We start from the raw sequence: 13,283 nt of genomic DNA, 5'->3' as shown, positions 1-13,283 counted from the left end.
CTGAGGATCAGAAAGCTTGTTTGAATCGATGTATTTCATCCGCAGATTATGCACGAATGCTAAGAAATCCGGAGTGCAAATATTAACCAAAAAGAAGATCGTTTTTTGATTTATGAAAGAGATCTAAATCATAATCTTATATAAATTTATCCTAGAATTCAGTACACTAGAGCAGTCTTTATCTGAATGTTCACTCAATTTGCTTACCTTGTCAGAATTTTCAAAATCATTCTTTAGTGGCAATAAACAAAGGCTCTTCCCTAAGCCTCCATCTTATTAAACTTTCTTTGCTTGCATCACCTTAAACAGTACAAACAGCAATAAAATCCATACGGGCTGCATCAGCACCGACAACATAAAACCCTGATTCCACATGATGTACAAAATCATCAGCATGAACACTAAGACAAAGTAGTTGGTGAACGGCGCAAATAAAGCAGGAAATTTAGTTTGAATAGCCTGCTGCTGCATCGCTTTTCTAAACTTCAAATGAATCAAGCTGATCAGCATCCAATTCAGCACTGCAGCACTCACCACGATATAAATCAAATAACTCAATGCTTTTTCAGGCAAGAAATAATTCAGGAGCACACAGCCAAAAATCAGCAAAGCTGAAAATAAAACCGCAGCAATCGGTGTCCCGTGCTTATTCACCTGTTTAAAGGCTTTTGGCGCATTGCCCTGTTCTGCCAAACCAAGCAGCATGCGGCTATTGGCATACATGCCGCTATTACAGACCGAAACGGAGGCTGTCAAAATAATAAAATTCAGCAAATGCGCCGCCCAATCAATCCCCATCTGATTAAAAATCATCACAAAAGGACTGCGATCTAAACCACCAAGTTTCAACTGGTTCCACGGCACCAGCGACAGCAATACAGCCAAAGAACAGATATAAAATAAGAACACGCGGATTACGGTCTGATTCACCGCTTTCGGGATATTTTGATCAGGATTTTCAGTTTCAGCCGCCGCCATGCTGATTAATTCAATGCCGCCAAAAGCAAACATCATAAAGGCTAGCATGTAGAATAAGCCTTCAAAACCGTGCGGGAAGAAGCCGCCATGTACCCATAAATTACTAATCGAAGCGGTAGAGTCTGCGCCTGCTGTAAGTAGCAGATATATACCAAAAATAATCATGGCAACAATCGCCACAACTTTAATCATCGACAGCCAAAATTCAGATTCTGCATACAGTTTGACATTGGCTAAATTGGCTAGCGTAATCACAGCAAAAAACACCAAAACTGAAACCCAAGCAGGCACATGCGGCCACCAGTAATTGATATATTTGCCTATCGCGGTCAGCTCGGTCATCACTACTAAAATATACAGAATCCAGTAGTTCCAGCCCGTTAAAAAGCCCGCAAACTTGCCCCAATACTTAAAAGCAAAATGACTGAATGAACCTGTGACTGGCTCTTGTACAATCATCTCGCCCAACTGGCGCATAATCAGAAAAGCAATCAAACCACCAATCAAATAGCCCAGAATTATCGATGGTCCAGCCGACTCAATAATATGCGCAGAGCCTAAAAATAGCCCTGTCCCGATTGCGCCACCCATTGCAATCAGCTGAATATGACGGTTCTTTAATCGGCGCTGCAGTTGAGGCATTTCGCTGCTCACAACACGTTCTCATCTTATAAAAAAGTGGATTGTAGCCTGTGCAGCTCTTTGCAGCCAAATATTCGCAGATCATTTCTGTATGAATCATTATGGAATACAGCGCGTGAGCTGCATTTCTCCATAGCACTTGGTCAAATTGATAGGATTAACAATACGGGCCATAAGATTCCACTCGAACAGCCGGAAGCATAAGCCGCCAGTATACTAAAGTGGCTGAATACATTGCCTCTTTAAATATTAACGGCCCTCAATTGAGAGCTGTTATAGCATTCACCACCCTTGATGGATAATTAATAGCGAATGCAGTACGTCTAAACCTATTTATTCATGCTGCGGTGTCATGTAAATCTTTATTTTCGCTGTGGCACTTCAGCCCACCGAGCATAACTCTTCGTGCTTTTCAGCACAGTGCCCGCTTGTTTTGCAGCGAAGCCACTATAGTCCTGATAGACACTATCCGAATTTTCATCAAAACTCGCACCATCAAATAATGGGAAAGTTCCGGCTTTTTTCTGAATCACCACATCATCAATCATCCAGCCACGGAAACCGTTGTAAAGTTGATCGACTGTTCTGAATTGGAATTTCAGCTGAACATTGGCCTTGCCTGCATATTCATCTAATGAAATTGCTTCTTGCTGAACAGCAGCCGGTGCGAGGTTAAAGCCTAAATTACTGTATGGAATCGGCGCGCGCTCATATGCCGAGGATGGATCTGCCAGCGGGTTTAATCGAGCCAAAGTCTTGAAGCTATTGCCGCCGTCGGTAGAAACTAAAATATTCATCAAATCGAATCCCTGATTATTTGGATTGACCGACTCAATTTCCCACCATGTTTTAAAGCTTAAACTCAAAGGCGCCTGATATTGGCTTAGATTAATCACAGGTGAGATTAACTCACCCGTATTGTGGGTATTAGATGTTCCGCCATCAAATTCTAGAGCAGTTGATGAATCACTTAAAGCGCCAATAAAGTTGCCATTTACTTTGTCACCATACCAATATGCTGTATTGCCTTGCAGTGGCTCAGGTACCTTACCTTGACTTTGGTCATTTGGTGCTAAGCGCACACGCTGATTCACTTGATTATTACGAATATTGTGACCTTTGTTTAGCAACTGCCAATCGACATTAGCCACACTTGGTTGCGACCTTGTCCATGCATTGCGAGTAGCAGAGTCCGCTTCAAAAGTTTCACGCCATATGGCATCTGCAGATGTCGTTTCAGGCAGCACTTCAAATTGATAGCCCGATGCAGAAGAAGCAATGACCGTAACTTTTTTCGTAATAGTATTAATTCCTGCACCGCTAATGGTGAGCGTGGCATTTTTCAATGCTTCAAGCAGCGCATTTGATACGTTGAATGAAAGCGTGAAATAGCCATTGGCATCGGTAATTGCACTGACAAATGCACCATTGGTCGCAGCACCGCCAGATAATGCGACTTGCGCATTCGCTAAAGGCTTTCCTTTATAAATGACCTGACCAGACAACGTACCGACTACTGCATCATTGACAGGTGCATCGCTTAAGGTCTGACAGTCTTGGTCTAAACAGTTGAGTATCACATTCAGCACAATGCTCTTATTGGTATTTTTAGGATGGATCAAGAATGCTGAAACTGCAGACTGTCCATTTTTAGTGACCAAAACATAATATGTGCCTGCAGCCAATTTAGGCAGCTTAACGATGCCTTGAGCATTAGCAAGGTAACTTTGACCTTTAAAATGAGTCGCTGTCGGTAAACTGTTGATCGGTGGAAATAACTGTTCAGAATCATCTGCTGTGATTTCATTTATTGTCGCTTTCAAACTACCTGCTTGTACCTTCTGCCACTCTTCATCACTTAAAATCTGAATCGACGCAGCATTTAATGCAAGATTATTTACATCCAACAGCGTCAGCTCTTCTACACTTTTTTGTACCATGGCATCGGCAACTGGCTCTGACGGTACGCTTCCTGTCTCATCACGATCACTACCACCACATGCCGTTAAACCCAAGACACCCGTGACCATTATTATTTTTGCAAATGCTATATTTTTCATCTGTTCTGCCCTCTAATTTTCCATTTTTAAAATTGTTATCTCTACATTGAACTCTGCCAGCCCAAACATACTGGTGAATATTCCAGCAAAATAATAACCAATTTTAATAAAATGCGCAAATTTCGCATTTTATATCTTTATGGCTTTCGTTCTTCTTGTTTTTAAAATTAATGCAGCTAGCTATACACGTAGCAAAAAAAAACAGGCCGAAGCCTGTCCTTTTAGTATTTACAATCTATTTTAATCTTCTGGATATTCAAAACGATAACCAACACCATATACGGCTTGAATCCACTCATGACGGTTGCCAGTTTCCGCTGCATCTGAAATCTTACGACGCAGGTTTTTGATATGACTATCAATCACACGGTCAGCCACTTCAAAACTGTCTGGGTTAATATGATCAAGCAATTGCGCACGTGAATACACCTGCCCTACATGCTCTAAAAACAACTCAAGTAAACGAAACTCAGTTGGCGTTAAGCTCAACGCTTTTTGTTGATACCAAATACGTTGCTGTGCTTTGTCCATACGGAATAAATCATTCACCTCTGGCTCTGCTTTACGTTCTAAACGACGTAATACCGCTTGCACACGTGCCACCAACTCTTTCGGACTAAACGGTTTGCAGACATAATCGTCAGCACCCATATTCAACCCCAATACACGGTCAATTTCTTCAGTGCGTGCAGTCACCATAATAATTGGCAGATCAGACTGCTCACGGACTTTACGGCAAATGGTTAAGCCATCCATACGTGGCACCATCAGGTCCAAAATCATTAGACTCGGCTTACGCTGCGTGAAGCTCTCATAGGCTTCTTGACCATCATGAAACATGCTGACTTCAAAGCCTGCAGCCTCTAGATAATCACGCACTAGCTGTGCAAGTTCCACTTCATCTTCAACCAACATGATATGTTTCATGCATGCTTCCTTTTAATATTTCATCTGTTTGGGAAATGTCAATTTGCAACGCAAACCGCCCAATGGAGAATGATCAAAACTCAATTCTCCGCCCAATGCTCTAGCTATTTTTACGGATAACGCCAATCCTAATCCTGTACCACCAGTTGCACGCGTACGTGAATCATCCACACGATAGAAACGCTCACCTAAACGTGCCAACTGTTCATCAGTTAAACCAAATGGGCTGTCATCAACATACACGGTCCACTGGGTTTCATCCTGCTCAGTATGAACATGCACTTCACCACCAGCTTCCGTATAACGAATACTGTTACCCAATAAGTTGACCATAATCTGTTTAAAACGGTCTATATCTAATTGTAATGAAGTGCCATCGCCCGTTGCTGTAATTTTCAAATCGGCTTGTTCAAACTTCGGTTTAAAGCTTTCAACCTCCTGCACAACGACATCCCACGGATTAATCGTAGTGAGATAACAATTTAATTGCTGTGCATCAGCTTGCGCCAAATCAGCCAAATCTTTGGTCAATTTTTTCAGACTACTGACTTGATTCAACATCGAAGTAAAATGCTCTGGCGTTGGCTTACGAATACCGTCCTGCATCGCCTCAATTTGAGCCTGCAACACCGCCAATGGGGTTTTTAATTCATGTGAAGTATCGGCCACCCATTGACGACGTGACGTTTCATGCTGATCGAGAATCACAGCCAACTGGTTCAATTCATTCGATAAATCACCAAGCTCATCATTACGGTTCACCGCGACTTGATGTTGATAATTGCCCTTTGTTAACTCACGTGTTCCCATTAACAAACGCTGAATCGGTTTTTTAAAGTAGGTCGCCAATAACAGTGCAGCAATTAAACTTGCAATAAATGTCAGCACATAAACCAATAACAAATAACGTTTTTGCTTACTAAAGAAGTTAATACTGATCGCATCATCTTGCTCGAGTACAGGTTTGAGCCCCAAATACCCCACGATTTGATTATTTACCATAATCGGACGATAAGAAATCTGTTCATCTGTCGGCTCACCCACCACAAATTGGCGCTGTGCATCATATAAAGATAAACGTGAACTCAAGCCCAAGCGGTCAGGCATTTGAATAAACTGTTTTTTACCACCATTGTTGGTATTGTTTTGAGAGGATTGACCGGCATCTTTATCTTTTTCATCCGCATTCGACTCTTTGGGGCGGAACACATTTTGATTCGCGCTTAAAGGAAATTTTAAACCTTCAAAGGGTTGAAACTCAGACGGTAAGTTTTGTTCAAGCCATTTTAGCTCTTCAGTTTTTTGTTCTGCCGTTTGCTGTGGCGTTGCCAACATCGATGCTGCATTCAAACTATGATCTTGAAAATAGCGCTGCTGCAATGCAATGTCATATTGACGACGTAACCACCACCGAGAGAGACGATCATAGTCATCTGGTGCTGCCTGCCCTTCAATTTGCAGAATCTGTGCCTGAATCGCATTGCCCCAATCATGATAGACCGTATACACATCGGCTAAATTTTCAATGACATGGTCAAGCTTTTGCATCTCGACATCGGCCACATATTTGGTGAAATTACGCTGCATATTCCAATGCAAAACGCCAAGACTTACCGTTGTGATGACGAGCGTCGTCAACAGCACAGTCAGAAACAAGCGTAGGGCAATCGGGATACGACGTATTTTCAAAAGAGAACTCTCATTTTTCTTCTATATTCATTATTGTAGCGAACACGCAACTAAAAAACTCTCCATTGTTTCTACATCTTTATTATTTAATCTTTAACCATCGGAAAAATATCTAATCTGGTGGGGGTAAAGACTATGAAACAAATGACTAAAATGGCTTTAATCGGTGCAAGCGTATTGAGCATGGGTGCACTCACTGCCTGTCAATCGACAACCGCACCAAAAGATAACGATCATGGCCGCATGATGAAACAACATCATGGTGATCAAGATCGTCGTATGTCACCTGAGCAACGTGAACATTTTAAACAAATGCGTGCCGAGCAACGTCAAGTGTTTGCTGATATGCAAAAAGCCTGCGATGGTAAGGCTACAGGTTCAACAGTTCAAGTAAAAGCTGGCGATAAAAATATTGATGGTACATGTACCATGGTGTTCAAAGCAGACCGTCAAGACATGAAAAAAGCACGTGGTGAACACAAACCAATGCGCGGTGAACATCATCCAATGCGTGGCGACATACGTGGTCAGATGCAACGCGGTGAGCCACTGACTGATGCAAAACGTGCAGAACTGACTAAACAGTTTGATCAACGTTTAGCAGAACGCCAAGCGAAGCAACAAGCGATTATGAAAGCATGTCAAGGCAAGACTGATGGCAGTGCGGTTGCCATTAAAGTTGGCGAACAGCAAATCAATGGTAAATGTGAAGTTCGCTTCCAACCTAAAGCCCCTGTTGCCCCAACGCCAGCACCAGTAAAATAATCCAAACTTAGATCGCAATACCATTGCGTAAAAAAAGGCACTCCCAGGAGTGCCTTTTTTATTGGACATATCTTTTTACGCTTTTTGACTATTTGTGTCATTCATTTTCAGCCAAAAGTGTTTACACTCAATGCACTTAGCATTTTCAAGGGATATTTCTTTGACTTTACAGTCACCAACAAATCGCCCTGAAATGCTTGTACCCAATAAGAAGATGTTGCACGATTAGAACCATTCCAATACGTGTCATTGAAGACACGTTCAAATGTTTATTTAGGATTACTAACGCTGGTAGAAACCAGTATTGAGGAAAACGATATGCCACAATACAAAGCGCCCTTACGTGATATGCAATTTGTTCTGCATGAACTTTTAAAAGCAGAAGATCACTATGCACAACTGCCTGCATTTTCTGACACCGTAAGCCGTGAGTTGGTTGACCAATATCTAGAAGCTGCTGCTGACTTCTGTGAAAATGAACTTTCTCCCCTTAACCAAGTCGGCGACCGTGAAGGTTGTACTTGGAATGATGGCGTTGTCACAACACCAACTGGTTTTAAAGAAGCGTATCAAAAATATATCGAACTTGGTTTCCCGTCTTTGTCTGCTGAAGAACAATATGGCGGTCAAGGTCTACCTGTTTCACTAGGTAACATCATTTCAGAAATGGTGGGTACGTCGAACTGGGCTTGGGGTATGTATCCTGGTCTATCTCATGGTGCTGTACGTACTTTAGAACACCACGGTTCACAAGAACAAAAAGACGCTTACCTGCCTAAACTTGTTTCAGGTGAATGGACAGGTACCATGTGCTTAACAGAATCTCATGCAGGTTCTGACTTAGGTATTATCCGTTCTAAAGCTGAACCACAAGCAGACGGTAGCTACGCAATCTCTGGCGAGAAAATCTTTATCTCTGCTGGTGAACACGACATGGCTGAAAACATCATCCATATCGTCCTTGCTCGTCTACCAGGTGCACCAAAAGGCACGAAAGGTATTTCATTATTCATCGTACCTAAATTCAATGTAAATGCTGATGGCTCAATTGGTGAGCGCAATGCTGTACGTTGTGGTTCGATTGAACACAAAATGGGTATCCATGGTAACGCGACTTGTGTCATCAACTTTGATAACGCAAAAGGTTTCTTGATTGGCCCTGAAAACCGCGGTCTAAACTGCATGTTCACATTCATGAACACTGCACGTATCGGTACTGCTGTACAAGGTCTTTCAGCTTCTGAAGGTGCTTTCCAAGGTGCGCTTGCTTATGCAAAAGACCGTTTGGCAATGCGTTCACTTTCAGGCCCTAAAGCACCTGAAAAAGAAGCAGATCCAATTATCGTGCACCCTGCAGTACGCAACATGCTGCTTACGCAAAAATCATTTGCTGAAGCTGGTCGTGCTCTGGTTTACTTATTGTCTTTCCATGCCGATATCGTGGAACAAGGTGCAACGGAAGAAGAACGTAAATTCTCTGACAACATCTTGTCTCTACTAACCCCAATTGCTAAAGCATTCTTGACTGAAACAGGTTCTGAATCTGCAAAACACGGTGTTCAAGTATTTGGTGGCCACGGCTTCATTTCTGAACATGGTATGGAACAAATCGTACGTGATACACGTATCTCTTGCTTGTACGAAGGTACGACTGAAATTCAAGCAATTGACTTGTTAGGTCGTAAAGTATTGGGTACTCAAGGTGCAATGTTGAAAGACTTCACCAAGATCATCCATAAATTTGTTGAAGCTAACAAAGACAACGCTGCCATGAAAGAATTTGTTGAGCCGCTTGCTGCGCTAAACAAAGAATGGGGCGACTTAACCATGCAGATTGGTATGAAAGCAATGCAAAACCCTGAAGAAGTGGGTGCTGCTGCAGTCGACTACCTCTACTTCTCTGGTTATGTAACGCTTGCTTATTTATGGGCTCGCATGGCCTTAGTTGCACAAGAAACTTTAGCTGCAGGAACAACTGATGTTGATTTCTACAATGCAAAAGTGACGACTGCTCGCTTCTACTTCAAGAAAATCTTACCGCGCGTTCGCTCTCATGTAGAAGTGATCGCAGGTGGCCTAGATCCTCTAATGGCATTGGATGCAGAACACTTTGCATTCTAATGTGAATATCTAAAACATATTCAAAAAATTGTACTCTTGAGTGCAGAAATAGAGAAAGGACGGTCATAGCATTGGCAGTCCTTTTTCTTTATAAATAGTCCCATAATTTTACTTTGGTCAATTTTCTCCACGCTTTGTGCCGATACAAATTGCCCCAAGTCCACAGATTCAAACAATAAACAGGTGAACGAACATGCCAATTTATAATGCGCCGCTTGCAGATATGAAATTCATCTTAAATGATGTTTTTAAAGCAGAACAATTCTGGCAAAACAACGAAAATCTTGCTCACGTTGATGCTGCAACTGCAGAAGCCATTCTTGAAGAAATGGCAAAATTTGCGCAAAACGTCACTCATCCTTTAAACCGCACAGGTGATGAAGAGGGCGCAACCTATAGCAATGGCAATGTCACGACTCCTGCTGGTTTCAAAGAAGCATTTAAACAATATGCAGAAGGCGGTTGGATTGGTCTAGGCGCAGATGAAGAATGGGGCGGTCAAGGCATGCCAAAAATGCTGACTGTTCTGTCTGACGAAATGCTGTTTGCAACCAACCCATCATTCATGCTCTACCCGCTTCTTTCTGTAGGTGCAGGCATGGCGTTAAACAGCTATGCATCACAAGAGCAAAAAGAAACTTATTTGCCAAAAATGTACACAGGTGAATGGTCAGGCACGATGTGCTTAACTGAGCCGCATGCAGGTACAGACTTAGGCATTATTAAAACTAAAGCTGAACGTAATGAAGACGGTACTTATAACATTACAGGTACGAAAATTTTCATCACTGGCGGTGACCACGACCTTTCTGAAAATATCATCCACTTAGTTTTAGCGAAAACGCCTGATGCGCCTGCGGGCTCACGCGGAATTTCACTCTTCATCGTACCTAAATTCTTGGTGAATGCAGATGGTTCATTGGGAGAGCGTAATGCTGTAGGCCCTGGTTCTATTGAACATAAAATGGGGATCAAAGCGTCTGCCACATGTGTGATGAACTTTGATGGCGCGAAAGGCTACCTGGTTGGTAAAGAAAATGAAGGCCTTGCAGCGATGTTCGTGATGATGAACTACGAACGTCTGTCTATGGGTATTCAAGGCCTAGGTGCTTCTGAATTTGCTTATCAAAATGCAGCGCAATATGCGACTGATCGTTTACAAGGTCGCAGCGCTTCTGGCGTGCAATCCCCTACAAAACCTGCAGACAGCATCTTAGTTCATGGTGATGTACGTCGTATGTTGCTGAACGCACGTGCCAACAATGAAGCGTCTCGTGCATTTGCGGTTTATGTTGGTCAACAACTGGACATTACCAAGTTCTCTACTGACCCAGAAGCAGTCAAAGCAGCCAATAACCGTGTTGCGCTATTAACACCGATTGCGAAAGCGTATTTAACTGATACAGCTTTCCAAGCAACACTCGATGCGCAAATGGTCTTCGGTGGTCATGGCTTTATTCGTGAATGGGGTATGGAACAATGTATCCGTGACCTCCGTATTGCACAGATTTACGAAGGGACCAACGGTGTTCAATCGCAAGACTTAATTGGTCGAAAAACCATTAAGTGCAATGGTGAATTCATTGCTGAATATATCCAAGAAATCCGTGATTTTGCCAATAACTTAGATGCCAGCTTGAACTACATCAAAGATGCAACCTTAGATGCAGCAGCTGAAGTTGAAGCTGTGACTCAATATGTACTTGAAGCTGCTCGTGAAAACATTGAGTTCCCGAACTCAGCAGCAGTTGATTACCTACATGCTGTAGGCCTGCTCAGCTTTGCCTATATGTTTGCCCGCATTGCAGATGCAGCAAAAGACAAAGATGGCGAGTTCTACCAAAACAAACTTGCACTGACTCTTTACTTCACGCAGCGTATTTTGCCTGAATTGGCTTTACGCATTGCCAAAGTGAAAGCAGGTTCTGAAGTGATCATGAACTTCTCTGAAGATTACTTTACCAACCAAGCTTAATTAGCCGTACAAAATCAAAAATGCCCGATTTATCGGGCATTTTTTTATTCATCTACTACTCTTATTACATAACCACTGAGTACAACTTTTTTCAAAAAATCATAAGCATATTTACTTATTCGCAATCACCTAATTCCATTCGATATGTAAAACAAGGATGGAGCTGATCGTCTAGCATTGGAAATGTAGCCCAATGCGTTGTATCTTTATCTTGTTTAAACCCTGCCTTCATTAAGACATTTTGTGATGCTAGATGTTCCTCAGCACAAAAAGATGAAACAACCTTCGTGACCTGATTCTGCTTTAAATACTTAATTCCCCCAATTAAAGCCTCAGTCATATAACCACAACCATGAAAATTCACCCCTAACCCAAAATGTATTTCTCCATGGTTGTCTTGATTGAAGAAATACAGTAAGCCCATCGCTAAATGCGTATTCTTATCACTAATCACCCATGCAAAATCAGGATTGTGTATCGACCAATAATGATCTGCCCACTTTTCTAAAACACTCTTAGTCTGTTGAATCGTTTTATGTGGCAACCGCTGCAGATAACGAGTTGCTTCTATATTCGAAAAATATGTTTCGTATAATGAAATTTCATCTCCTAACTGATACTTTCTCAGGCATAAACGTTCAGTTTCAATCCTATTGGGCATGATTATTTAGCCTGTTATTTCATGGGATAAAATTTTTTGATCGACTCCGCCATTTCAGCATTCGACCTTTCCAAAGCTTTTTCCACATTCATCGCATCTATAGCGCTGCGATTTTGACTGACTTTAAATTTCCCGATCATCGACTGAATATCGATTTCAATTGCTACAATTTTTTCCAGTTGTTCCGCAATAAAATCATGAGGCGCATCGCCCATTTTCCATGGCATGGGTTGCGTCGCTTCATGAGTACGAGTTAAACAAGCCAAAATTCCACGTAAATATTTTTCATCTGCAATTTTACGTATCTTGCCTTTAACATGGACTACACGATAATTCCATGTCGGCACGACACGGTGATGTTCTTGTTTTCCTTCGTACCAATTTGGCGAAATATATGCTTCGTCGGCATGAAAAATCACATAGGCTTGCGCTGACTGATTTAGCAATTCAAACATTGGATTGGCCTTAGCAATATGACCGCGTAATACACCTAATTCGCCTGACTCAGCGTCATATTCTAGTGGTAAATGATTCACTTCCAACTCACCATTGGGTGCAGTCAGTATTACTGTCGCCAAAGCATACTTACGCATAAGATCAATCAGATCAGGGAGTTCATCATGTTTAAAATGCGTTGGTTGATACATCGTCGCTTCATTCTTATAGGACAAAATTTAAGCTCAAACTTAACATTAAAAACTTTATTAAACCTAAAAAATATTTTTGTCATATGCGCTTCATGTGCATGAAATTTGCTTGGTATTTAATGACTAGTTCATCATTGAATATTCACGCAATTTACACAGGAGGAAGATATATGAAACACCGTGATCCCAAAGTAGAAAAAGTTGAAGCCCTCCTTGACCGTTTTGGCAATATTGCTGTAGAAGGTTTTCATTATCTTGCACTGTTTGTCATCGGCTGTATGATTTTATGGTCTGCGGGTCATACCATTTTTGAAATTATTACAGTTAAACAATTCGCCACGATTGACGATATTTTATTATTGTTTATTTACCTTGAGCTCGGTGCCATGGTTGGTATTTATTTTAAAACCAACCACATGCCGGTACGCTTCCTGATTTATATTGCTATTACTGCCCTGACCCGTTTACTAATTTCGGACATTCAACATGACCATAAAGCGGATATGGGATTGGTCATTACTACAGGTTCGATCCTCATTCTTGCTGCGGCCATTTTGATTGTACGCTATGCCTCTTGGACCTACCCTTCTGTTATTCGAGATAAGCATTCCGAGAAGCCACTGCCTGAAGGAAAAACCCCACGTCCGCAAGATGATGAGTTAGCTTAGTCTTATTAAAGCCCCTCTTTTTTAAGGCATAGGTATCTACACAAATCCCAAGTTTTGGGTTAAATTGAAGAGCATGCTCTTCAATTTAATATCTCCCATCTTGATACACGTCTCGTCAGACGATACAACGCCCTCGTAAAGCTTAATATG

General features: G+C 41.8%; 10 protein-coding genes. 4 read left to right on the top strand and 6 right to left on the bottom strand.

All coding sequences use genetic code 11. The features are described from left to right. Positions 1-276 precede the first annotated feature (276 nt). The 4 genes from FTU83_RS15650 to baeS all read right to left on the bottom strand — a co-directional run bounded on the left by FTU83_RS15650 (position 277) and on the right by baeS (position 6,296). Complete coding sequence (locus tag FTU83_RS15650) at positions 277-1,632, bottom strand: amino acid permease (RefSeq protein ID WP_180005487.1); 1,356 nt, start codon at positions 1,630-1,632, stop codon at positions 277-279. A 350-nt stretch (positions 1,633-1,982) separates the two neighbouring features. Beyond that, a complete protein-coding gene (locus FTU83_RS15645) occupies positions 1,983-3,680 on the bottom strand; it encodes a DUF4198 domain-containing protein (protein WP_257222654.1) in 1,698 nt (565 codons plus the stop codon). Positions 3,681-3,920: 240 nt separating this feature from the next. After that, entirely contained in the window at positions 3,921-4,607 is a 687-nt protein-coding gene (locus FTU83_RS15640) for a response regulator (protein WP_111885370.1), read from the bottom strand. A gap of 12 nt (positions 4,608-4,619) precedes the next feature. Then, positions 4,620-6,296, bottom strand: coding sequence for a sensor histidine kinase efflux regulator BaeS (gene baeS / locus FTU83_RS15635; RefSeq protein ID WP_180005488.1), 1,677 nt, complete (start codon positions 6,294-6,296; stop codon positions 4,620-4,622). 135 nt (positions 6,297-6,431) lie between these two features. Here baeS and FTU83_RS15630 point away from each other — a divergent pair, with 135 nt between their 5' ends. From FTU83_RS15630 to FTU83_RS15620, 3 genes are all read left to right on the top strand, one after another. Further along, a complete protein-coding gene (locus tag FTU83_RS15630) occupies positions 6,432-7,061 on the top strand; it encodes a hypothetical protein (RefSeq protein WP_180005489.1) in 630 nt (209 codons plus the stop codon). 318 nt (positions 7,062-7,379) lie between these two features. Further along, entirely contained in the window at positions 7,380-9,182 is a 1,803-nt protein-coding gene (locus FTU83_RS15625) for an acyl-CoA dehydrogenase C-terminal domain-containing protein (RefSeq protein ID WP_180005490.1), read from the top strand. Positions 9,183-9,375: 193 nt separating this feature from the next. Further along, positions 9,376-11,157, top strand: coding sequence for an acyl-CoA dehydrogenase C-terminal domain-containing protein (locus FTU83_RS15620; RefSeq protein ID WP_180005491.1), 1,782 nt, complete (start codon positions 9,376-9,378; stop codon positions 11,155-11,157). Positions 11,158-11,272: 115 nt separating this feature from the next. Here FTU83_RS15620 and FTU83_RS15615 read toward each other — a convergent pair whose 3' ends face one another. Continuing rightward, complete coding sequence (locus tag FTU83_RS15615) at positions 11,273-11,818, bottom strand: GNAT family N-acetyltransferase (RefSeq protein ID WP_180107238.1); 546 nt, start codon at positions 11,816-11,818, stop codon at positions 11,273-11,275. A gap of 14 nt (positions 11,819-11,832) precedes the next feature. Further along, positions 11,833-12,465 (bottom strand): FMN-binding negative transcriptional regulator, encoded by a 633-nt coding sequence (locus FTU83_RS15610; protein WP_180005498.1) that lies wholly within the window; start codon positions 12,463-12,465, stop codon positions 11,833-11,835. Between the two features lie 170 nt (positions 12,466-12,635). Between FTU83_RS15610 and FTU83_RS15605 the strand changes: the two genes are divergently transcribed. Further along, positions 12,636-13,133, top strand: a complete 498-nt coding sequence (locus tag FTU83_RS15605; protein WP_180005493.1) for a phosphate-starvation-inducible protein PsiE — start codon at positions 12,636-12,638, stop codon at positions 13,131-13,133. Positions 13,134-13,283: the final 150 nt, after the last annotated feature.

The organism is Acinetobacter sp. YH12152 (genome assembly GCF_013418285.1).
Lineage (GTDB): Bacteria > Pseudomonadota > Gammaproteobacteria > Pseudomonadales > Moraxellaceae > Acinetobacter > Acinetobacter amyesii.
The sequence above is the reverse complement of the archived record's forward strand: the minus strand, read 5'-3'. Positions and strand labels throughout refer to the sequence as shown.